This window comes from Pontibacter aydingkolensis (assembly GCF_019443125.1).
GTDB classification, from domain to species: Bacteria; Bacteroidota; Bacteroidia; order Cytophagales; family Hymenobacteraceae; genus Pontibacter; species Pontibacter aydingkolensis.
On the sequence record NZ_JAHYXK010000025.1, the window covers coordinates 16,305 to 38,797 of the forward strand.

Consider the following 22,493-nt stretch of genomic DNA (forward strand, 5'->3'; position numbering starts at 1 on the left):
CCTTCAAATTTTACATTGGGTAATTTAGATAGAAAAAAAGCCATATACAATGTATGGCTTTTCGTTTTTGTATGAAATAAGTTTTAATCCAGGTGAAAAGTGTCTTAACTGTGATGAGTATGATAAGTGTGAATGAAGCATGAATTCAGTGCTTTAAATAAAGTGAACAGACTCTGAAATTTAACGTGTGAAATCATGTATCTCAACCATATCCTGTAATTCATGCTTTAGTTATGATTAAAGACCAATACTTATACTCTGCCGAAACCACGAAAATCATTGGTTGTGCCATGGAGGTGCATAAAGCTTTAGGCAACGGATTTCAGGAGGTTATATATCAGCGGTCTCTGGAGTACGAAATGGAAGAGCAGGGGTTAGATTTTGCAAGAGAAGTGGAGATACCTGTAATTTATAAGCAAAATCAGGTTGGCATCCGGCGTGTAGATTTTTTTAGTTGGTAGTAATATCGTGGTAGAGCTAAAAGCACTCATACAGCTAGAACCCGTATACCTGGCCCAGGCAATAAACTATCTCAAAGCATTTAACCTACCCATTGGTCTCCTGATAAATTTTGGTAATACGAAACTCCAATTCCACAGGCTAAACAATAAGAAATTTCGCCCCTGACTGTGATGGATGTGATAAACGCGGATAATGATGAAAACCCATATTTATGTTTATCACATCAATCAAATAAATCACAGTTCAGACAATATGCAGTACTTTTCTGGCATCTTCCTCATCTCTTGCAAGCTGTGATTTTAATTCTTCCAGCCCGCCAAACATCTTTTCGTTACGGAGGTGCTCTACAAACTCAACCGTTATACTTTTACCGTAAATATCTGAGCCAAAATCTATAATATGTACTTCCAGTGTAAGGTTCTTGCCGGACACAGTTGGTCGCACCCCGATGTTCATCATGGCAGGGTAGCGCGTTCCTTCTACATGGGCCCATACAGCGTAAACACCATTGGCCGGTATTAACTTAGGAGCTGGAGGAATGGCCAGGTTGGCTGTAGGGTAACTTATGGTTCTTCCTATTTTATCGCCTTCAACAACCTCAGAGGTTATAGTGTACCTGCGGCCTAAGTATAAACTGGCCGTTTCTATGTCGCCGTTCTCCAGAGCTTTGCGTATTTTGGTAGAGCTTACACCTACATCATCTATGTCCTGGCGTGGTATTTCTTCTACCTCAAACCCGTATTGCTGCGAACGTGCTTTCAGGTTCTCGAAGCTGCCTTCTCGGTTCTTGCCAAACCTGTGGTCGTAGCCAATTACCAGCAGCTTTGTATTTAGTGCTTTAACAAGTATATCTGTAATAAAAGTGCGGGAGCTGGTGCGTGAGAATTCTTTCGTGAACGGGATGATCAGCAAATAATCAATGCCAAAACTCTCCAACTGTTCAATTCTTTCTTCGATAGTAGAAAGAAGCTTTAGTTTATTGTCGTCCGGGAAAAGGACCAGGCGGGGGTGAGGCCAGAACGTGATTACCACACTTTGCCCATTCTTTTCTTTGGCGCGCTCGATTACGCGTTTAAGTATTTTCTGGTGGCCAATATGCACGCCATCGAATGTTCCGCTGGTAACAACGGGAAAACTCAGGTGAGGGAATGCCGCAATATCACGAATTACTTCCATTCGCTTCCAGCTGCTTTCTTCTGATCTCCTGAATATCTTCTATGGTAAGGGCGTCCTCCAGTTTGTACTCACCGATGCGTGTGCGTACCAGGGAGGAGAGGTGTGCACCACAACCGAGTTTCTGACCCAGGTCGTGTGCTAGGCTTCTGATGTAGGTGCCTTTGGTACACACTACCCTGAAATGGATCTCCGCGCCTTCTATAGCTGTAACGTCAAACGCTTTAATAGTAATTGTGCGTGGCTTTAGCTCTGCCGACTTGCCTTTGCGGGCAAGGTCGTAAGCACGTTTGCCGTCTACCATTACAGCCGAGTAAATAGGAGGGATCTGTTCTATTGTTCCTACAAAAGACTGGGCTTCTGCCTTTATTTCGTCTGCTGTCAGGTGGCTTATATCGCAGGTTTCAGTTACCTCTGTTTCGCGGTCGTAAGAGGGGGTTATCTCTCCAAGGCGTATGGTGCCGGTATACTCTTTCTCCTGAGCCTGTATCTCATCAATGCGCTTGGTAAATTTACCGGTACAAAGTATAAGCAAGCCGGAAGCCAGGGGGTCTAAGGTACCAGCATGGCCTACTTTTTTAACCCGGATGGTGTTCCGTACTTTCTTTACCACATCAAACGAAGTCCAGTCTAGTGGCTTATTGATGAGCAGTATTTCGCCAGCGGCAAAATCGTATTCCATAGTTATACTCTTAAGTCAACGCCCATGGCAAGCAATGCAAGTATAGCTATGCCAAGCGCAATTCTATAGTAACCAAACAACTTAAAGCCATACTTTGTCAGAAAGCTGATGAAGAAACTGATCGCCAGCATAGCCACAATAAAGGCCACAAAGTTACCGATCAGCAAAAGCTGCAAATCATCGGATGTAATTACCTCAAAGCTGTTTGTTATTTTAACGATGTCAAAGGCGATTAGGTCAGACAATTCCAAGCCCAACAGGTCTGTTAGCAATTTATAAGTTGCAGCTGCCAGCATAGTTGGCACAGCCAGAAAGAAAGAGAACTCTGCAGCAGTTTTTCTGTCGATGCCTTGCGCCATACCACCAATAATTGAAGCAGCAGACCTGGAAACGCCCGGTATCATGGCGAGGCACTGGGCCAAACCGATCAGGAAAGCGTTTTTGTAGTTTACCCTGTCTTTATTAGCATTGCTAAACCATTTATCCACGAACAAGAGCACAACACCGCCAATTACCAGCATAACTGCCGTTATAGCCACGCTTTCCAGCATCGCATCAATGGCATCGTTAAAGGCAAAGCCCAGTACTGCTGCGGGTATAAAGGCAATAAAAAGCTTAAAATAGAAATCAAGCCCCTGCACAAACCTGCGCCAGTACAGCACCACTACCGAAAGTATGGCACCAAACTGTATGTTTACTGTGAAAATTTTGGTTATCGGCAACTCGTTAATGCCCATCAGGCTGGAGGCGATAATCATGTGTCCGGTGGACGAAATAGGTAAGAACTCGGTAAGCCCTTCAACAATGGCTAAAATAATAGCCTGCCAAATACTCATTTATTTGTGCGTTTTATCCTTAACCATGATAGCAAAAAGCTCAATAATAAAGCCTGCCATTACTACAATCGGGCCAAGTGTAATGCCCATAAAGCCTAAACCGTAATCCTGGTTGTCCAGCGTCATGATAAAGAAGCCAATAATAAGCACCAGTATGCCAATCAGCATAAGTGTGTAGTTCTTTTTGCCAAAGGCCAGTCTGTCTTTATTTTCTTCCATGGTTAGTATAGTTCATCTAAAGATAAGCGAAGGTATTTTCGTACGGCTCTGTATGAGCTCATAAAACCTATAATAATGCCGATGATGACTAACGCACCCATCAGCAGGTAGGTTTGCTCGTCGTTGCGCAAAATTTTAAGTTCTTCAACCTCGTGGTAGGCGTACTGCATCAGGGCAAACAACATAACTGAGGCAACAATGCCGCTGATCATACCCTGCCAGGTAGCGCGGTTTAGGAACGGACGCTGTATAAAAAAGGAGGTGGCACCTACCAGCTGCATGCTCCGAATCAGGAAACGCTGCGAGAACAGGGCCAGCTTTACAGTATTGTTGATAAGGATGATTACCACCAGTATAAGTATAATCGCAAAACCAAGCAGCACAATGCTGATTTTCTCGATGTTGGAGTTGATAGACTCGATCAGGCTCTCTACATACTGCACTTCGTACACGCCGCTTACATCCTGCAGATCCAGTTTTATACTTTTAAGCTCCGGCGAGCTGGAGTGTTCTGCATCAATGTTAAGCACATAGGCATCGCGAAGGGGGTTCTCTCCCAGAAACTCCATAAAGTCTTCACCTGTCTCATCCAGAAATGCCTTGGCGCCTTCTTCTTTGGAGATAAAGCGTACCTGAGCTGTGTCGTTTCTATAGGCGACGTATTCTTTGGCGGCAAAGGTTTTCTGTAGTCGGGTAAGCTGTACTTCTGTAAGGTTACGGTCCAGGTAAACCTGCATTTCTATACTTTCCTTTACCTTTTCCGAAAGCTTACCGGCATGGATCAGCAACAACCCAAACAGGCCGATCACAAAAAGGGCAAGTGATATGCTGAACACCACCATCAGGTGTGGGTAACTTCCGAGTTTCTTTTTCTTGATGTGTCTGATATTTTTTGCCATACTACGTGCTTCCTCACAAAAATAGAAATATTATTTAGAAATGTAGTGGCAAAGCGCCTTCTTAAGCAAAAAGCCCGGATTTATACTTTCCGGGCCTTTTATACTTATAAATTTAATCGTGGGTCTGAGTCGAGTATGATGAGTTCCCGCTGCAGTTCGCGCTCTTGCTGCCTTCGTTCGCGGCGGTTACTGCCAAATAGCTCCTCCAGCGTGTCGAATCGCTTGGTGTGCAGCAAGCTAAGCCTTTGCCGCGACGATACCGATGTTCTGTTATCAAAGTATGACCTTGGAGTTGTACTGTACTCCAGCCTTAACCTGAGCTCCCCGGACTGTGTTATATAATATTCCAGGAACCAGTCTCCGATGTAGTTATTGTTGGCAGTTGCCCCGTTTATATCGTTGTTGCCAAAGCCCGTCTGGTTTGTAACCCGTAGCCTGCCCTCAAAAAAAGTATAGCTCAAACGCAACTGCAAAACCGATAACGACTCCTGATTTATACCTGTAAGCCCGATGTCAATTTCCAGGTTACTGTCTATGCTGCTCAGGAATGTGTTGAGTTGGCCAGATAGCAGGCTGCCTAAACTACCGCCAACGGCAGTTGCGCCGGCCCCGCTTTCCAGCGTTAAAGAGCCTGGTTGTGTTAACCTTTGGAGTACGAGTAAGCTAAATACCTGTCTGTTAAGTTCTGCTTCGTCGTTTTTAATGTTGTTAACGATGTACGATGCATCGCTGCTTTGCTCTGTTCTCAGGCCTAGGTTAACCTGTGGTGTTAACAATGGTCCGGTTAGGCCAATTTCTACTGTAACCGGCTCACGCCTGCCTACACTCGCTGAAGGGGTGAGGGGCTCAAGCGACACTAACTGGGTGTATTCTGCTGAAAGGTTCATGACACCGGCTGTGGGGTCGCCGTTCCAGGAAATGGTACCGCCGGGCACAATCTTGAATTCGCGGCTTACCAGGCCCTCCAGCAGGTTCAGGTTGTAGGCACCGTTGGTTATCTCGAAAGTGCCGTACATATTAAACTCTCCTCGGGTATCTATGGTCATTTGTATATCGCCGTTGCCTGTACCGCGAATCACATCACCTGTTGTCCTGTCTATGATAATTTCAAAGTATGCGTCGTCGGTTACATCCAGGTTAAAGTCCAGGTTAATACCCGACAGATCCACGCGTTGGTCTTCTGCAGCTATGCCCAGCCCGGTAGTGTCTGCACCGGACTTTTCTACAAACCGGATAAAATCTTTGCGGGCCACATCTGTCTGGTAATCCAGGGGAAGTACGATTCGTGTATTCTCGTTGCTGGTGGCATTAACCTTTACCTGAAGGTTATCGGTAGGGCCCAGCACGCTTGCCGAGCCTGAGGCAAAGGCTGTACCGTAGAAGAGTTCATTTTGCTCCTCTGTGGTATTCAGAATCATAAAATTGCGGTAGCGGGCCTCAATATCAAGTACCATGTCTTGGAAACCGTCGTGTGCGATACCGCCTGACACTGTGGCGCGGTTCCCGAAAATATCGCGTAGCTGCGCATTACGGAAGCTGATGCTGTTGGCGTCGAGGTAAATCCTGTCGGAGAAAGTATAAGTGGTGTTCAGGTAATCAAATTTAAACTGGCCTTTCGTTACCATTACAGATCCTTTCAGAATTGGATAATCGAGACGGCCCAGCACGCGGATGCGGCCTTCCATTTCTCCTTCCAGATCTGACATAATGCCTTTAAGTATAGGCTCCACCAGTTTCAGGTTGGTCTGGTCCAGCACAGCCAGCAGGTCCAGTTGATCATCTTCGACAAGCGGGTTGTAGTTTCCGGTTACAGTAAGCACTTTTTTATTATTGCGCTCAATCCCCAGGTCCACCACAGCTTGTTTCAGCCTGTTGTTCCAGTTTGTATTGCCCAGCACATGGCCAATGTATACTTCGTCCAGGTAAAAGGAGTCAACGCGCATACTGCCATCAAACTTCGTGTCGTCGTATACATCCTGTGCGGTTACCTGGCCGGTTAATTTGCCGGCAATTGGCATAGTCAGGAGCGGGTTCAGGTTGCGTAGGTCAAAGTTGTCCACGTTAACTATAAACCTGCTGTCCGGTGCTTCTGATATCTCACCTTCGGCCCGGATAACCTGGTCTTTATTAAGTATAGAGAAGTTTTCGAATACCAGCTTCCTGCCCGCCTCGCTTATATATAAGGTGTTGCCGGGGTTAAATGCCCAGGAGTTTTTCTGCAGTGTGATGTCAGACCTGTCGAAAACGATCTGGATCTGGTCCTGTAAAAAGTTAAGGTCTCCTGTAATAGAGGCGCGGTTGTTTTGCTCCGGCTGCCTGATGCTGGTAGAAAAATCAATATTTCGTTCGCTCCAGATACCCTCCAGGTAAAAGTCCTGTGTCTGACCTATACCTGGCAGTTGCTGCGTTTTGGATGTAAAGAGTGCCGATGCCAACACATCCGGGTTATACTGGATTTTGGAAGTGTTAAGCTCTATTTCGTTTCCGTACAGTTCGTAGTCTTTGTAAAGTACAGTGTCAACAGAAGTATATAGCGTCAGGATTACTGTATTCTCGTGCCTTAAGGTGCCTTCTATGTTTGTTGCTGTTGATATGCTAAGGTCTGGTACAAAAAGATTGAGTAGCGGCTGAGGCCTTTTTAAGTTGATATTATAAGTTAGTGCATACTCTTCGCTGGGTTGCCTTGACCTCCGGGCATAGTAAGCATTGGTGGCAGCATCGTTGCTTTCAAAATTTAAAGTATACTCATGCACTAGTGTTTTCAGATCCTCTATTAGCGTGGTGTAATCAAAGTTGCCATTTATTTTAAGGGCAAGTAGGTCAGAGTTCAAGTTCAGACTGCGCTGGCCGTTTACAATTTCAGAGTCTACAGAGATGGTGTCCAACGCAAGTTCCTTTCCTTTATAACTAATGTAGGCGCTGTCAAGCTGTGCTGTACCCACAAAGGCATCTAACTGCAGGCCTTTAAAATTAAGGTTGGCGTTTGCCCTGATGGAGAAAGGAACATCCGACAAGCCTAGCGCTTGAAGGTCAACACGGCGCAGGTCTGCCACCATGTTAAAGGCTTGCTCTTGTTTTGCCAGATCCACTTCGCCGTTTGCAGAAAAGATCAGGTTCGGATCGTTTACGGATACCTTTCCAACAAATGTCTGGCCGCTGAGTGTGCCGTCTGCTATAATGTTCTGGTAATCATAGCCCAGCACCTGCACCTGGTTAATTCTGGCATCCATTTTAATGTTGGCATCCTGAAGTGTAAAGCCAGAACCCTCCAAACGCCCACTCATCGAAATGGTCTTGATCTTATCCTCGATTGCCAGCAAACGACCCAGGTTAAAGCTGTTGGTGGTCAGGAAACCGCTATAAGATGAGCGTCTTGTGTTGTCATCTATCTTCAGGTTAATGTCTGACTGGAGGTTGCCAAGCGCTGTCGAGAAATTGCCATTGGATACAAAGTCGTTGTAAAAGCCCAGAAAGCGGCCATCTAACCTTACAGTACCAAGCCGAGCAGCAATGTCGTAAGCATCCTTTGGTAAAAACCGTTTTAAGTCGCGGGCATTGATGGTGGAGGACTTCAGGCGCATGTTGGTAAACGTTTCCTTAAAATTTGGCAGGCCGTCGGCACTTATACTTCCTATTATGCGTGTATCCTCACCGTACTCCAGGTCAACATCTGTTGCGTTAAAGTTTTTTACCTTGCCCTTAAAGTCTACAGAGTTTACAAGTACAACCTCGTTTTCATACTCTTTTATTTGAGGCGCAAAAACAACAATATCTTTAAAGTATACTTCGGAGTCCTGAAGCCGAACGGTCATGTTTATACTATCGTTGAACTCGGTGAAATTTCCGAACTCCCCATAATCGAAGCGTATAAAATCTTTCAGGTTGCTGTCGTTTACCTGCAGGTCCAGTTTATCCCATTCCCAGAAGGTAGGGGCATACGTCATGCGGGTATCCAGATTGTGAAGCTTTGTGTTAGAGCGGGTCTCTGTGGTTGAGAAGTTGGTGATGTTTGCCTTAAGCGTATCCTCCAGTTGCAATTCGTTAAACCTGCCATTTATATTCTCGAAGGTCATATGAAAATAGTCCATGCCTTCTGCAGCTGGAGCTTTCCGGAAATCGTCGTAAATAAAGCGGCCATTGTTCAGTACCAGTTCATCGAGGGTAAAGTAAAAGGGCTCCGATGGCTTAGTGGTGTCTTTTACAAACAAATCGCCGAGGGCGGAGATAAAACGACTGATGTTAAGTGAGTCTGTTTTCTCGTAAACTATCAGACTGGCACGGGGCTGGTCCAGGGTTAAGGTACCTATATGTAAAGTATTGGGGTTAAATACAGACCAGGTATCTATTTCTGCCTCGGCTCTGCCAATATAAAACAGCTCATTGTTGCGGTAATCTTTTACCAGTACATCCTCCAGCACCACATTACTGAAAAAAAAGATATCAACGCTGCCAATACTTACCTCGTGGCCCAGTCGATCGGAAAAGTATGCTGCTACCTTTTGTACTATACGGGTTTGGACTCCCGGGAAGCGAATAGCCACAAAAACACCCGCAAACAGCAATAAAAGGAACAGGATTAGCCCTAAAACTATTTTTAGAATAGCTTTTCCTATAACTTTGGGGTAATTTGTTGACTGTTCTTTTTCCAAAAGATGATTGAACCTACGATTTTAGCTATCGAATCTTCCTGCGACGATACCTCTGCCGCTGTTATTCGCGGTGGAAAGGTGCTGTCTAATATAGTTACAACGCAGGCTGTGCACGTGCAGTATGGCGGTGTTGTGCCTGAATTAGCTTCCAGAGCACACCAGCAGAACATCATACCTGTGGTACACGAGGCCTTGCGTACAGCAAATGTAAATAAAAGTGAGTTAAATGCAGTTGCTTTTACGCGTGGCCCCGGCCTTTTAGGCGCTTTGCTTGTTGGCTGCTCTTTTGCCAAGTCGTTTGCGATGGGCCTGGGTATACCTTTAATTGAGGTAAACCACATGCAGGCGCACATTCTGGCTCACTTTATCGAAGATCCTAAACCGCAATTTCCGTTCCTGTGTTTAACGGTAAGCGGCGGCCATACGCAAATAGTTTTGGTCAAAGACCACCTGGACATGGAAATAATCGGACAGACAACCGATGATGCCGTGGGAGAGGCCTTTGACAAAACTGCCAAGATGCTGGGGCTACCTTACCCTGGCGGACCTATGCTGGATAAAAAGGCCGCACTGGGTAACCCGGATGCTTTCCAGTTTCCGGTAGGTAACATGCCGGAGTATAGTTTCTCGTTCAGTGGCATTAAAACTTCGGTTCTATACTTTCTGCGCGACAGGGTTAAGGAGAACCCGAACTTTGTGGAGGAGAACATCAACGATATCTGCGCCAGCGTACAGAAGACCCTGATCAAAACTTTGCTGAAAAAGCTGAAACTGGCAGCTAAAGACTTAGGCATAAATGAGATCGCCATTGCTGGAGGAGTGTCGGCAAACTCAGGGCTGCGCCAAACCTTGCAGGATTATGCCGTAAAGTATAAATGGAACGTATACATCCCGGCTTTCCAGTACTGCACCGACAACGCCGCCATGATTGCTATGGCTGCTCATTTCCAGTACCTGAAAGGCGATTTTACAGACCAGTATGTGAGTCCGGAGCCGAGGCTTAAGTTTTGACCGGTGATTGAAGGGGTTAGACTGATTAAGTAAGATGGTCTGTACCGTGGATCAATGATGTTTTGATTGATTTACTTTGATAAGGAAGTATGAGGTTGAAATGGATTAAGGTGCTGATTTGTGTTCTGTGTTTGGTTACGCTGTTAAGTGCTTTTGCTATTTTAAACATAATGGTGAGTATAAAGTATGAAACAGAAAGTACTGGAGGGTGTATTTCAGTCGTTTCAGGTAATAATTTGTGTGCAGCCTTAAGTTCTGCTAAACTTATTGCGACAATATCGTTTGTAGTTGCAACTCTACTTATGGTGGCTAGAAGTTTTCAACCAAATTCATACTTAATCTATTAAATCACTTTTAATCTGTGGTTAAGACGAACAACGATCAACGATCAACGAACATCCAACCCGGCGACACCCGTACCTACATAAAACGTGTAACTGCAGGTGATTTTGCGCGCTTTGATGATGGCTTGGTGCATGCGGTTTGCTCTACGTTTTCGCTGGCACAGGCAGCAGAATGGGCTGGCAGGTTGTTTGTGCTGGAGATGAAAGCAGAGGATGAAGAAGGGATAGGTACCTGTCTGGAGATCAATCATAAATCGCCTGCCTTTGAAGGTGAAAGTATAACCATTGTAGCTACTCTGGAGAAGTATGATGGGTATGAAGTGATCTGCAGTTACAAAGCCACCGTGGGAGACAGGATAGTAGCAGAAGGGCAGACGGGGCAGAAGATTTTGAAGAAAGAAAAATTAGCCAGAATTTTGGCGCCGAAGAAAGTATAAATGGCAAAAGATAAAGACAGAATTCAGAAACACGTTAACATCGTAAACCGCAAGGCTTCCTTTGAATACCAGTTCCTGGATAAGTATACCGCTGGCATTATGCTGAAGGGTACTGAAATAAAATCTATCCGCGAAGGCAAGGTAAATATGCAAGATGGCTATGCAGTATTCACGAACAGTGAATTGTGGCTGCATAACCTGCACATTTCTACTTACACCGAAGGTACCCACTACAACCACGAGCCGATGCGCCCCCGAAAGTTGCTTTTAAACAAGCGGGAACTGCGCAAACTGGAGTCAGGGGCAGAGGAGCAGGGTGTTACCATTATACCTACACGTATCTTTGTTAACGATCGTGGCTTTGCTAAAGTAGAGGTTGCACTGGCACGTGGTAAAAAGCTGTACGACAAGCGACAAGATATCAAAGAAAAGGATGTGAAACGCGAAATGGACAGGGCAGGATATTAAACTGATTTTGAATGAGTGATTGAGTGGATGAGTGAGTTATTCTTGGTTTAGTCTGTAATTTTATGATTGATCTAAGTAATCCAGTGTTAATTTATTTATCCATTTTTTACAATCATTAATTCGAAAAACATTCACTCAATCGCTCATTAACTAATTCATATTGAAAAAAGGTGGAATACGGAATTTGTTTGCTTAGCCTGGTGCCAATGCGTGCCGAGACATCTGATAAGGCTGAAATAGTGACCCAGATGCTTTTTGGAGAGTGCTATGATTTAGTGGCCAGAGATGGTAACTGGGTGCGCGTGAAGCTGGCTACAGATGGTTATGAAGGATGGATCGACCATAAGCAGCATAACCCGGTTACAAGTTCTTACTACCAGGAGTGGGCAAGTACAAAGCACCCCAGGGTAATGGACCTCGTACAGGTGGTTACAGGCAACGATACGCGCATTCCGATAGGTATTGGTAGTTACCTTCCTTTTTTTGATGGCATGAGCATCCGTGTGAACGATGAGACCATGGTTTATAATGGCCGGGCTTCCAATTCAACGGCATCAGCCACAACAGCTCAGTTAGTTAAAATAGCCTCTAACTTTATCAAAGCGCCATACTTGTGGGGTGGCAAATCGATATTTGGAATAGACTGTTCAGGCTTTACACAGCAGGTTTTCGGCATTTGCGGTTATCAACTGCCACGAGATGCTTATCAGCAGGTGTCGCATGGCGAGGAGGTGCATTTTGTTACACAGGCCCAACCCGGCGATCTGGCCTATTTCTCGAATGATGAGGGCCGCATAATCCATGTGGGCATAGTGCTGGAGGGGCAAACCATTATGCACGCACACGGTGAGGTGCGGATCGATACCTTGGATCATAATGGAATTTACAACGCCGAGAGAAAACGATATTCCCATAACCTGCGAATAATCAAGCGTATAACTTTCTAAAGGTTAATATTTTTCTCAAAACTTATACTCTGTCTTTGTGGTTTTTTCCGTAAAAGCTTTTTGTAAGCTACGGAAGCTGCCATGAAAGATAAAGTACTCATCCTTAACCAAGATTTTAGTGCCATAGCAGTCTGCTCTGTGCACAAGGCTTTTCTGCTCGTTTATCTCGATAAAGCCGAGATGGTGTCTAAGTCAAAAGATGCCTTTCTACGTACCATTAGCCATGCTTACCCTGTTCCCTCTGTAATCAGGCTGCAGAACTATGTGCGGGTGCCATACTATGGTATAGCATTGAGCCGGCACAACGTATTGCGCCGCGATAACTACAGCTGCCAGTACTGCGGCTCAGTTAAGAACCTTACATTAGATCACTTGCTGCCACGCTCCAGGGGAGGGGAGACCAACTGGCTGAATCTGGTAACGGCGTGCATGCGTTGCAACACCCGCAAAGGCGACCGCACTCCCGAAGAGGCAGGACTTAAACTGCACCGTAAACCCATCAAACCATCCCTTCAATATTTCCTTAAACTACATCTCAATTCCTTTAACCAGGACTGGGGAAATTACCTGGGAGTGGCTAAGGAATTGAATTAAGTTAATGCTAAAATATTTAGTTTGCTCTATATAAGTATAGGGTAATCAGGATGTAAAGTTAATCTGGATAAGGTGTAGATAGAAGTATAAAGTATAACTGTGTGATTTAAGGCTCATACCTCAGTTGTTGCTGTTGCTTTTACTGCCCCCCTTGTTATCTGGCACTATCTGTACTATACTTATGAGAAGTCTGGGTTCCAGATTTAATGCTTTAACCAACCTGCCTCTCTTCGTCTAAGGCAGGTAGATTTACTAATTTCTGAATTCCCCTCTTGAGAGCAGGATCGTTTCATTCTGGCAAATTCTATACTTATGGCGCGAGCGTCTTCGTTCGTGACCGGCTATAGTTTGGGCCTCTGGCCCAGTTGAGTTACAAACTCAACACCATCACAAACCACAAGTTTAAAACTTACGGCAGAATTTTAGAGAATGAAACGGCCCTGCTCTTTAGAGGGGCAGGGGTGTGTTTTTGCTCTGTCGCGCCAGCTTAATCTCCCTTCTACCAAGATCCCCCAGAACAAGTCCGGGATGTGCCACTTTCAGGATGACAAAAGGAGAGGAATAGGAAATGTTCTGTAGGGACAGGTCGCGACCTGCTGCTACAAAAGAGTATAGGCATAAAGAATAACTATAAGTCCTGATGACCTCACAGTGTCTTAAAGACCTTTGAGAGTCTGCACCGGTAATTGTTGTTTCATAGTTAACTAAACAGTCACAGGTGTACAAGACACTGTGAGGTTTCTGTCATCTTCACAACTAATCTTCTGTTTTATACTTAAATAATCTTCCTCTTATCATAAATTATACTTGCAAATGTGGTTTATGGTAGTTTTTTATAAGAGATTTTATTACTTTTGCACCTCATTCAAGTGAGTGGCCCTGAAACACTTCGGGGAAATGTATAACCTAAACCAAATCAGCGGATTGCTCTACGCTGGTGGCTACTCCAGAGCAATACAACAATATGAGTAATTCTCCAGAAAATTTCGATTGGGACAAGTTTGAGTCTCAAGGTTTCGGCGGCGGCTACAGCAAAGAAGAAAAAGCCGAAATGGAAAAAATGTATGACGACACTCTGACTACCGTACAGGAGCAGGAGGTTGTTAAAGGAACAGTTGTTGGTATCACTGATCGTGACGTGATCCTTAACATCGGTTTCAAATCTGACGGCTTGGTTCCGGTTTCAGAATTCAGAGATCTACCTGAACTGAAAGTAGGCGACGAAGTTGAAGTATTTATTGAAGACCAGGAAGATCCAAACGGTCAGCTTATCTTGTCTCGCAAGAAAGCGAAAATCGTTTCTGCTTGGGCTAGCATCTACGATGCACTTGAGAATGACAACATTCTTGAAGGCGTTGTTAAGAGAAGAACTAAAGGTGGTCTTATCATGGATATCCATGGTGTTGAGGCCTTCTTGCCAGGTTCTCAGATCGACGTTAAGCCGATCCGTGACTTCGACGTGTTCGTAGGCAAGAAAATGGAAGTGAAAGTTGTGAAAATCAACGCCGCTTTCGACAACGTAGTTGTTTCTCACAAAGTACTTATCGAGAAAGACCTGGAGCAGCAACGCGCAGCCATCCTGAACAACCTGGAAAAAGGTCAGGTTCTGGAAGGTGTTATCAAGAACATGACAAACTTCGGTGTGTTCATCGACCTTGGTGGCGTAGACGGCTTGCTTCACATCACAGATATTTCTTGGGGTCGTATCAACCACCCGGAAGAAGTATTGCAGCTTGACCAGAAAGTACAGATCGTTGTGCTTGACTTCGACGAAGACAAGAAGCGTATCTCTCTTGGTATGAAGCAGCTTACTCCACATCCGTGGGATGCTCTTCCAGCTGACATCGAGGTTGGTTCAAGAGTTAAAGGTAAAATCGTTAACGTGGCTGACTACGGCGCATTCCTTGAGCTTATGCCAGGAGTTGAAGGTCTGATCCACGTTTCTGAAATGTCATGGTCTCAGCACCTGCGCAACCCACAAGACTTCATTAAGCAAGGCGACGAGGTTGAGGCAGTTGTATTGACACTTGACCGCGAAGAACGTAAGATGTCTCTGGGCATTAAGCAGCTTACTGAAGATCCATGGACTAAAGAAGATGTGTTAACGAAGTATGCAGTAGGCACTAAGCACACTGGCATCGTTCGTAACCTGACTAACTTCGGTCTTTTCTTAGAGCTTGAAGAAGGTGTTGACGGTCTTGTACACGTTTCTGACCTGTCCTGGACTAAGAAGATCAAGCACCCATCTGAGTTCGTTAAAGTTGGCGAAAACCTTGATGTAGTTGTTCTGGAGCTTGATGTTCCTAACAGAAGACTTGCATTAGGCCACAAGCAGCTTGAGGAGAACCCTTGGGATACATTCGAGTCTGTATTTAACGTAGGTTCTGTACACAAAGCAACTGTTCTGGAGAAATCTGAGCGTGGTGCTGTACTTGAGCTACCTTACGGTATCGAAGGTTTTGCTTTCCCTAAAGGTCTTGCAAAAGAAGACGGTTCTCAGGTTGAGGTTGGCGACACCCTTGATTTCAGAGTAACTGAATTCTCTAAAGACGATCGTAAGATCATCCTTTCTCACACTTCTACACACACTGAGACTGCCGATGCTGCTCGTATAGCGAAAGCTACGAAGAAGCCATCTGCTGCTGGTGAGAAGAAAGAGAAAGCTCCTAAAGTACAGAAAGAAGCTGACAAGTCTACGTTAGGTGACCTGGATGCACTATCTGCTCTGAAAGAGAAAATGATGGGCAACGAGAAAGAAGCTGGCGTTAAGAAGCTGGAGGCTGCTGCTGCTAAAAAAGCAAAAGATACTGACAGCGAAGAAGGGGAGACTTCTGAAGAAGAGAACAACGCTTAATTTTAAGCTTGTTATATAGCAAAGGCCCCGGAGCAATCCGGGGCCTTTTGTTTTTATGCGTTTTCTGAGTGCTCTGGTGGAGCAACCGGACTTCCGAAATACAACGGGTAACAGAACGGCTCGATGAACTGCATGACGAGATTCTGGAAGGGAAGGAGTCGAAGCTAAGCGGAAAGGCAGGAGGCGTTGTGATTACGGGCGATTCAGACGGAGGCCAGCACATAATAACCAACACCAGTAACTTCTACAACGCCTCAGGGGTTTTGTTGCCACCTTTTGCTACTCACCTTTTACTACTTTGCCTATACTATGGGAAAAGCAGGCAAAAAGAGTTATAACCACAAAAGATGAACTGATGGAGAAATGTAAAAAGGATTATACCGAAACAGCTGAGAAGATGGTAAAGCAACTGGTACTGTATAGTGAGCGTAAAGAATAGGCTGAGGTCTGGTTGGTTCTCCTTTGTTAGGGTTTAAGTATGGGCCATAGTGAAAATACAGGTCTCTGCCAATAAGCTACTTAGCCCATTTTTTGAAAAAATGTGCCTGTAATGTTTGACAAACATACTTCTCTACGTATATTTGCACACCCAATCACACGGTAACGTGGCCGAGTGGCTAGGCTCAGCTCTGCAAAAGCTGCTACAGCGGTTCGAATCCGCTCGTTACCTCAAAGCCCCTGCATTTACTTGCAGGGGCTTTTCTTTTAAGTCCCTATCCCTCATTGCTTTTTGCCGATCCCACCCGAAGCTTCTTTAAAAAAGTAAGTCCTTGCACTAAAAATTTTGATTCCGGCTTAATCTTTTAGCGTCTTTTACCGTAATCATCTGTACGCAAAACGGAGAACAGCACCTTCATCTAAACAAAAATTCAAATATTCAGCATCATATCAAGGAGAAAAGTATACTGCTCTTGTGCCTGACAGATTGTACAAGTTTAAAACAGTTTATACTTCAGGGATAACAATTATACCAGCAAGCGAAGTATAAACGACACATGAAGAGAACATAGCAATGCTTACGCAGAATTACTGATACATGAAGATTATAGATTTGCGCGTGATGCGCGGGCCGAACTACTGGTCGGTAAAACACCCCAAGATCATCGTTTTAAAACTGGCTCTGGAGGATCTGAACCAGACACTTACCAATCAAATACCACATTTTGCCCAGCGACTAAAAACCGCTTTCCCGGGAATGCAAAGCCACCGGTCATCCGAAGGAGTAGAAGGAGGCTTTTTTAAAACCCTAGAAGAAGGTACTACTTTTGGACATGTAGTGCAACATGTGGCGCTTGAGCTGCAAACACTGGCAGGAATGGATTCCGGATATGGCCGCTGTTATCCGGCAAAAGAAGAAGGCCATCAGGTTGTGGTATACTCTTACCAGGAAGAACGTGCCGGGGAGTATGCTGCCTATGCGGCCGTACGAATTACGAATGCATTGGTCAGTGGCGAAAAGTATAAAATAGCTGATGATATTGCCCGTCTTCACGATATCCGGGAGGATGAGTATTTTGGCCCAAGTACTTATTCTATCGTGTCGGAAGCAGTTAGCCGGGGTATACCTTACATCAGGCTTAACCGCCACTCCCTGATACAGCTTGGTTATGGTGTAAACCAAAAACGCATTCAGGCTACCATGACAGGCCAGACAGCTTGCTTTGCCGTGGAAATTGCCGGAGATAAGAACGCCACAAAAGCCATACTGGATGATGCCGGTATTCCGGTGCCAAAGGGTACTACCATTCAAACTCAGGAAGAACTGAAGCACGCCATTAACTGGCTTGGCTACCCATTGGTAATAAAGCCGCTGGATGGAAACCATGGCAAGGGGGCTACCATTAACATAACTAACCTGAAGGATGCGCAGCGTGGTTTTAATGAGGCTAAAACGCACTCCGAAAGTGTTATAGTAGAGCAGTACATAAGTGGGTTTGACTTCAGGCTGCTGGTGATTAACGGTAAATTTGTAGCTGCAGCAAAGCGTACTCCTGCCATGATAACAGGAGATGGCACATCAACCATCAAGCAACTTATCGATAAAGAAAACAAAGACCCAAGGCGCGGTATCGGCCACGAGAAGGTGCTAACCAAAATAAAAATAGACAAGCACACACAGAATATACTCAAAAGCCTGAACCTGACCACGCAATCTGTATTGCCGGCCGGGGAAGAACTGTTTCTGAAAACAACTGCCAACATTAGCACTGGTGGCACCGCCACCGACGTTACCGATCTGATCGACCCATACAATATTCTGATGGCAGAGCGCATCGCAGGGCTTATAGGGTTAGATATCTGCGGCATCGACGTAATGACCACTGATATTGCCATACCTCTGAATGAGGCACGCGGTGCAGTGCTGGAAGTAAATGCGGCACCAGGTTTCAGGATGCACATTTCACCAACGTATGGTCTGCCACGAAATGTAGCAGAGCCCGTAGTTGATATGCTGTTTCCGAGAGGTACTCCGGGCAGCATCCCGATTATTGCTGTAACTGGCACTAACGGTAAAACTACTACTACACGGCTTGTGGCACATATGGTGAAGGCTAAAGGCTACCAGGTTGGTTATACCACTACCGACGGTATTTATATACAGGACAAGTTGCTTGAGAAAGGCGACACAACCGGTGCTTACAGCGCCGAGTTCGTATTAAAAGACCCAACCGTAAACTTTGCTGTACTGGAATGTGCCCGTGGAGGCTTGCTTCGATCCGGACTGGGCTTTCAACAGTGCGATATCGGTATTGTAACCAATGTAAGCTCGGACCACTTGGGGATTGGCGATATAGATACCCTTGAAGAACTGGCAAAGCTTAAATCGGTTATCCCTAGAAGTGTGCGGAAAGACGGCTATGCCATACTTAATGCCGACGATGACCTGGTGTACGCCATGGCAGAGGAAGTAGAATGCAAGGTAGCGTTCTTTAGTATGGACGAAAATAACCCGCGCATCTTAAAGCACATCTCCAAAGGCGGCCTTGCTGCTGTTTTCGAGAACGGCTACATCTCCATTTTCAAAAACAGCTATAAGATCAGGATAGACAGGGTAGCAGATGTGCCTTTAACCTTTGGAGGGAAGGCCAAATTTAACATCGAAAATATTTTAGCTGCAACATTAGCAGGATATATTTCACATTTCGATGTTCAGGATATTAAAACCTCACTTCGCACGTTTATACCATCACCGAGCAAGACGCCGGGCCGTATGAACCTGTTCAAGTTCCCTAATTTTGAGGTGCTGGTGGATTATGCGCACAATGCCGGCGGACTTAGAGCCATTGGTGATTTTATGAGTGCACTGGATGTGACAAAGAAGGTAGGTATTGTGGCCGGGGTAGGCGACAGACGCACCGAAGACTTTTATGAGATTGGACGTGTGGCAGGAGAGGCGTTCGATGAAATTATTGTAAGGCTGGATAATGACCTGCGCGGGAAAACCGCAGAGGAGATATCAGGGCCAATATTACAGGGCATAGAAGATGTTGCTCCTGATAAGCTTGTAAAACTAATACCGGAAGAAATGCGAGCCATTGCCTATGCATTAGAGCATGGCGAGCCGGGTTCATTTATCGCCATATTTACCGAAGATGTTCACGAATCGGTTAAGATGGTTGAAAGCTTTAAAGTAATACAGGACCGTAAAATACTTGTTGATTAATTCTAACGTCCGCGTTAGAGCTGTTTTTACATGTGAACGATGGACTAAAGCCTCACCCTCAGGAGTGGGGCTTTTTTTATGGATTTACCTCACCCTAGCCCTCTCCTAAAAACAGGAGAGGGAGCTAAGACTTAAAGGAAAATTCCCTCCTTGAGGAGGGTAGGGAGGTGTTTTTTGTAGTGGGTGTATTAACACACCCCTGCCCCTCTCTTTATTCGAGGGACCCTACAAGAGAGAGTTTCTGAGATGCTGATTGAACAATAGTTCTATAGGTAGTGCCTTTGTAGGGACAGGTCGTGACCTGTCCGCAGATCGGCCTTTCGATAAAACAGCACAATTGGCTAAAGCAAAAACCCCTGTTGAAGGAAGTCAAGTATAAAAGTTGGGAAGTGATTGGTACGAGGCGAAAATTTGTTTCAGATAGTACGTTTGAAGGTGCTCTCACCTCAGTTGTTACATCGGCAGGCCTTTTGCGCGGACAGGTCACGACCTGTCCCTACAAAAATAAAGGTAAAATTCTGCGAACCGTAAGCCAAAGTACAATAACGAAAAAAGCCCCTGCTATGAGCAGAGGCTTTCCTGAACTAAGGTTTAAAGCTGTTATTTAAGAACAAAGTTTGCTTTACCTATCATAAAGCCATCAGCATATAACTCGATAGTATGCTGGCCTTTTTTATACTCAGCGTTCTTATCATATAAAAAGCTTAACTGCTGCTGCGTGTTATCGAAAACGAAATCACGCTTGGCAGTATAATACATATCATCACCGTCGATTTCAAACGTGCCCGAACCCATAGAAAGGTTGTATAGCGCAGCGCCGTCAGGCTCAATTAAACGCATATAGATAGTCTTAGGTTCTTTAGTGGCAACATCATTTTTACCAAGTTTAAAAACTACCCTGATCTTGTCTACACGCTTGGCACGATACTCACTATCGCTGTCTTCTTTTTCTTTGCCGCGCTGGTTTATAATGTTAACGTTAATGTTCTGCGCCTCCAGCCTGGATGCCACTTTTACCTTTTCAGAAAGATCCAGGTTAGTGGTCTTCATGGTGGTAAGGCTATCCGACAAACGGTTTTGCGTAACTTTCAGGCCGGTGTTTTCTGTGTACAGAACTTCGTTGTCCTCTTTTAGTTTGGCAATTTCAGCGTCCTTCTCCTTCAGCTGTTTTTCAAAGGCACTGGCCCTGTCGCGGAAACGGCGCTGGTCTGCTAAACTATAGCTGCTCTTTCTGAAGCCACGCAATTGGTTAAGATCAGTATTAATAGCTGCGATTTTGGCTTCCAGCGAATCATTTTCAAGGCCCATAGCCTGAAGTTCCTGGCTTTGGCGCTCAAAATCAGCTTTAAGGGCCTCGTATACTTTGATCTGATTCTCAAGCTCGCTATTTTTTACCCGGATAATTTCTTCCTGCTCTTCTGTTTTCTCTTTTTTCTGGTAATTCATATAAATGAGTATACCATTGATGCTCAGTAGGACAACAAGAAGGCCCCCGATTAACAGTTTGCGGTTGCTTCTATTTTCAGGAGTGTTCACTGACATAAGTAAGGGTTTAGTTTAAATTAGTTTTTTAAGAAAAAAATGTATTTTGGGCGATACTGTATTATGTAAGTTTCAAATATAAAACATTTGCGCTATAAACAAATTAGCATGAAGCAAGATTTTAACGCCGATTACTGGCAACAACGTTATACGCAGCATAATACTGGGTGGGATACAGGTAGCATAACGACTCCCCTCAAAGATTATTTCGATCAACTGGAAAACAAAGCTTTGCGCATACTAATTCCAGGTTGTGGTAATGCGTATGAAGCAGAGTATCTTTATCAAAACGGATTTAAGAATGTTTTCCTGGTTGATTTTGCCCCGGGTCCACTGCAGAACTTTGCACAAAGAGTACCAGATTTTCCAGTAGAGCAACTGCTTCACCAGGATTTTTTTGAGCTGGAGGGAGAGTATGATCTTATTGTGGAGCAGACCTTTTTCTGCGCGCTAAATCCCGCCCTACGTCCTGAATATGCCAGGAAAGCAGCCTCATTGCTAAAGCCTGGCGGTAAATTAGCAGGACTTCTGTTTAATACTACTTTTCAAAAACCGGGTCCACCGTTTGGGGGCAATCGTGAAGAGTACAGGTTATACTTTGAGCCATACTTTAACTTCCTTCATTTCGAATTGGCTTATAACTCCATTCCGCCACGACAGGGCAACGAACTGTTTATACTTTTGGAAGTTAAGTAAAGTAAAAAGGTAATACTTCACATCTACACTTTTTCTGCCGCTAAATTTGCGGCAGAAAAAGTGTAGCCTCAAACTATGAGGCTTTTACACCTCTCTACCTCTCTAACTTTCTAACACACAAACTCTCTAACTCTTTCTAAATTCTAGCTACCTTTGCAGTGCCGAAAGGCAGTAAACCAAGTATAAAATTATGTTCGAGATACCTAAATTAAAACATACAGCCAGCGGCAACTTCTTCCTGATGGCGGGACCATGTGCCATAGAAGGCGAGGAAATGGCTATGCAGATCGCAGAAAGATTAGCCGCTTTATCAGATAAGCTTCAGATTCCGTTGATCTTTAAAGGTTCTTATCGCAAAGCTAACCGTTCCAGGCTGGACTCCTTTACCGGTATCGGCGACGAAAAAGCACTGCGTATACTTCAGAAAGTAGGGCAGGAGTTTGATCTGCCAACTGTTACCGATATTCACGAAACAGAAGAGGCTGCGATGGCTGCTGCTTTTGTGGATGTGCTACAGATACCGGCTTTCCTTTGCCGCCAAACTGATCTGTTAGTGGCTGCTGCTAATACCGGCAAAGTAGTAAACGTTAAAAAAGGCCAGTTTTTATCGGGTGAGGCCATGCGTTTTGCCGTAGATAAAATACGCCAGTCTGGTAACGATAAGGTTATACTTACCGACAGGGGTAACAGCTTTGGCTACTCCGACCTGGTGGTAGACTTTAGGAATCTGCCGGAAATGCAGGCTAACAATGTGCCGGTGGTAATGGATGTGACGCACTCGCTGCAGCAGCCTAACCAAAGCTCGGGGGTTACAGGTGGTAAACCAGCTTTGATCGAGACAATTGCCAAAGCAGCCATTGCCGTTGGCACTGACGGTTTGTTTATTGAAACGCACCCGCAGCCGAGCATTGCAAAATCGGATGGCGCCAACATGCTGCCCTTAGACCAGTTGGAGAATTTGCTTACGAAGCTTATTCGGATCAGAGAGGCTATTCGTTAAGCAGTATAGTTTTAAA

General features: G+C 45.0%; 19 protein-coding genes and 1 tRNA gene. 13 read left to right on the forward strand and 7 right to left on the reverse strand.

Annotation, left to right across the window (positions count from 1 at the left end):
* Positions 1 to 233 precede the first annotated feature (233 nt).
* On the forward strand, positions 234 to 461 hold the full coding sequence (locus K0O23_RS20435; RefSeq protein WP_317195708.1) for a GxxExxY protein: 228 nt from the start codon (positions 234 to 236) through the stop codon (positions 459 to 461).
* 7 nt (positions 462 to 468) lie between these two features.
* Entirely contained in the window at positions 469 to 627 is a 159-nt protein-coding gene (locus tag K0O23_RS20440) for a GxxExxY protein (RefSeq protein ID WP_317195709.1), read from the forward strand.
* 78 nt (positions 628 to 705) lie between these two features.
* Here K0O23_RS20440 and K0O23_RS18360 read toward each other — a convergent pair whose 3' ends face one another.
* The 6 genes from K0O23_RS18360 to K0O23_RS18385 all read right to left on the reverse strand — a co-directional run bounded on the left by K0O23_RS18360 (position 706) and on the right by K0O23_RS18385 (position 8,920).
* Positions 706 to 1,638 carry a bifunctional riboflavin kinase/FAD synthetase gene (locus K0O23_RS18360; RefSeq protein ID WP_219878915.1) on the reverse strand — a complete coding sequence of 311 codons (933 nt, stop codon included), beginning with the start codon at positions 1,636 to 1,638 and terminating at the stop codon, positions 706 to 708.
* Positions 1,622 to 2,317, reverse strand: a complete 696-nt coding sequence (gene truB / locus K0O23_RS18365; RefSeq protein ID WP_219878916.1) for a tRNA pseudouridine(55) synthase TruB — start codon at positions 2,315 to 2,317, stop codon at positions 1,622 to 1,624. Before truB ends, K0O23_RS18360 begins: the two co-directional genes overlap by 17 nt.
* A 2-nt stretch (positions 2,318 to 2,319) precedes the next feature.
* On the reverse strand, positions 2,320 to 3,153 hold the full coding sequence (locus K0O23_RS18370; RefSeq protein ID WP_219878917.1) for an undecaprenyl-diphosphate phosphatase: 834 nt from the start codon (positions 3,151 to 3,153) through the stop codon (positions 2,320 to 2,322).
* A complete protein-coding gene (locus K0O23_RS18375) occupies positions 3,154 to 3,372 on the reverse strand; it encodes a DUF3098 domain-containing protein (RefSeq protein WP_219878918.1) in 219 nt (72 codons plus the stop codon). It abuts the gene before it with no gap.
* Positions 3,373 to 3,374: 2 nt separating this feature from the next.
* Positions 3,375 to 4,271, reverse strand: a complete 897-nt coding sequence (locus K0O23_RS18380; protein ID WP_219878919.1) for a cell division protein FtsX — start codon at positions 4,269 to 4,271, stop codon at positions 3,375 to 3,377.
* A gap of 104 nt (positions 4,272 to 4,375) precedes the next feature.
* The gene (locus tag K0O23_RS18385; protein WP_219878920.1) at positions 4,376 to 8,920 is read right to left on the reverse strand and encodes a translocation/assembly module TamB domain-containing protein; all 4,545 of its coding nucleotides are present in this window, start codon (positions 8,918 to 8,920) and stop codon (positions 4,376 to 4,378) included.
* Positions 8,921 to 8,923: 3 nt separating this feature from the next.
* Between K0O23_RS18385 and tsaD the strand changes: the two genes are divergently transcribed.
* The 9 genes from tsaD to cphA all read left to right on the forward strand — a co-directional run bounded on the left by tsaD (position 8,924) and on the right by cphA (position 19,239).
* The gene (tsaD, locus tag K0O23_RS18390) at positions 8,924 to 9,931 is read left to right on the forward strand and encodes a tRNA (adenosine(37)-N6)-threonylcarbamoyltransferase complex transferase subunit TsaD (protein WP_219878921.1); all 1,008 of its coding nucleotides are present in this window, start codon (positions 8,924 to 8,926) and stop codon (positions 9,929 to 9,931) included.
* 361 nt (positions 9,932 to 10,292) lie between these two features.
* A complete protein-coding gene (locus K0O23_RS18395) occupies positions 10,293 to 10,712 on the forward strand; it encodes a thioesterase family protein (RefSeq protein ID WP_246597208.1) in 420 nt (139 codons plus the stop codon).
* A complete protein-coding gene (gene smpB, locus K0O23_RS18400; protein ID WP_219878922.1) occupies positions 10,713 to 11,180 on the forward strand; it encodes an SsrA-binding protein SmpB in 468 nt (155 codons plus the stop codon).
* Between the two features lie 170 nt (positions 11,181 to 11,350).
* A complete protein-coding gene (locus K0O23_RS18405; protein WP_317195710.1) occupies positions 11,351 to 12,127 on the forward strand; it encodes a C40 family peptidase in 777 nt (258 codons plus the stop codon).
* Between the two features lie 81 nt (positions 12,128 to 12,208).
* Complete coding sequence (locus tag K0O23_RS18410) at positions 12,209 to 12,721, forward strand: HNH endonuclease (RefSeq protein WP_219878923.1); 513 nt, start codon at positions 12,209 to 12,211, stop codon at positions 12,719 to 12,721.
* Positions 12,722 to 13,685: 964 nt separating this feature from the next.
* Positions 13,686 to 15,575 carry a 30S ribosomal protein S1 gene (gene rpsA, locus K0O23_RS18415; protein WP_219878924.1) on the forward strand — a complete coding sequence of 630 codons (1,890 nt, stop codon included), beginning with the start codon at positions 13,686 to 13,688 and terminating at the stop codon, positions 15,573 to 15,575.
* Positions 15,576 to 15,643: 68 nt separating this feature from the next.
* Positions 15,644 to 15,913 (forward strand): hypothetical protein, encoded by a 270-nt coding sequence (locus K0O23_RS18420; protein WP_219878925.1) that lies wholly within the window; start codon positions 15,644 to 15,646, stop codon positions 15,911 to 15,913.
* A gap of 261 nt (positions 15,914 to 16,174) precedes the next feature.
* A tRNA-Cys gene (locus K0O23_RS18425) sits at positions 16,175 to 16,245 on the forward strand.
* A 366-nt stretch (positions 16,246 to 16,611) separates the two neighbouring features.
* Positions 16,612 to 19,239 (forward strand): cyanophycin synthetase, encoded by a 2,628-nt coding sequence (gene cphA / locus K0O23_RS18430; protein WP_219878926.1) that lies wholly within the window; start codon positions 16,612 to 16,614, stop codon positions 19,237 to 19,239.
* A gap of 600 nt (positions 19,240 to 19,839) precedes the next feature.
* Here the strand turns inward: cphA and K0O23_RS18435 are convergent.
* Positions 19,840 to 20,685: a hypothetical protein gene (locus K0O23_RS18435; RefSeq protein ID WP_246597209.1), complete on the reverse strand. Its 846-nt coding sequence runs from the start codon at positions 20,683 to 20,685 to the stop codon at positions 19,840 to 19,842.
* Between the two features lie 204 nt (positions 20,686 to 20,889).
* On the opposite strand from K0O23_RS18435, the gene K0O23_RS18440 reads away from it, so the two are divergent.
* Complete coding sequence (locus K0O23_RS18440) at positions 20,890 to 21,477, forward strand: methyltransferase domain-containing protein (RefSeq protein ID WP_219878928.1); 588 nt, start codon at positions 20,890 to 20,892, stop codon at positions 21,475 to 21,477.
* A gap of 190 nt (positions 21,478 to 21,667) precedes the next feature.
* On the forward strand, positions 21,668 to 22,477 hold the full coding sequence (gene kdsA / locus K0O23_RS18445; protein ID WP_219878929.1) for a 3-deoxy-8-phosphooctulonate synthase: 810 nt from the start codon (positions 21,668 to 21,670) through the stop codon (positions 22,475 to 22,477).
* Positions 22,478 to 22,493 lie beyond the last annotated feature (16 nt).

Coding starts and splice junctions, on each gene's coding strand:
- K0O23_RS20435 (WP_317195708.1), top strand. CDS start 234: ATGATTAAAGACCAATACTTATACTCTGCCGAAACCACGAAAATCATT.
- K0O23_RS18360 (WP_219878915.1), bottom strand. CDS start 1,638: ATGGAAGTAATTCGTGATATTGCGGCATTCCCTCACCTGAGTTTTCCC.
- truB (WP_219878916.1), bottom strand. CDS start 2,317: ATGGAATACGATTTTGCCGCTGGCGAAATACTGCTCATCAATAAGCCA.
- K0O23_RS18370 (WP_219878917.1), bottom strand. CDS start 3,153: ATGAGTATTTGGCAGGCTATTATTTTAGCCATTGTTGAAGGGCTTACC.
- K0O23_RS18375 (WP_219878918.1), bottom strand. CDS start 3,372: ATGGAAGAAAATAAAGACAGACTGGCCTTTGGCAAAAAGAACTACACA.
- K0O23_RS18380 (WP_219878919.1), bottom strand. CDS start 4,271: ATGGCAAAAAATATCAGACACATCAAGAAAAAGAAACTCGGAAGTTAC.
- tsaD (WP_219878921.1), top strand. CDS start 8,924: ATGATTGAACCTACGATTTTAGCTATCGAATCTTCCTGCGACGATACC.
- smpB (WP_219878922.1), top strand. CDS start 10,713: ATGGCAAAAGATAAAGACAGAATTCAGAAACACGTTAACATCGTAAAC.
- K0O23_RS18410 (WP_219878923.1), top strand. CDS start 12,209: ATGAAAGATAAAGTACTCATCCTTAACCAAGATTTTAGTGCCATAGCA.
- rpsA (WP_219878924.1), top strand. CDS start 13,686: ATGAGTAATTCTCCAGAAAATTTCGATTGGGACAAGTTTGAGTCTCAA.
- cphA (WP_219878926.1), top strand. CDS start 16,612: ATGAAGATTATAGATTTGCGCGTGATGCGCGGGCCGAACTACTGGTCG.
- K0O23_RS18435 (WP_246597209.1), bottom strand. CDS start 20,685: ATGAATTACCAGAAAAAAGAGAAAACAGAAGAGCAGGAAGAAATTATC.
- K0O23_RS18440 (WP_219878928.1), top strand. CDS start 20,890: ATGAAGCAAGATTTTAACGCCGATTACTGGCAACAACGTTATACGCAG.
- kdsA (WP_219878929.1), top strand. CDS start 21,668: ATGTTCGAGATACCTAAATTAAAACATACAGCCAGCGGCAACTTCTTC.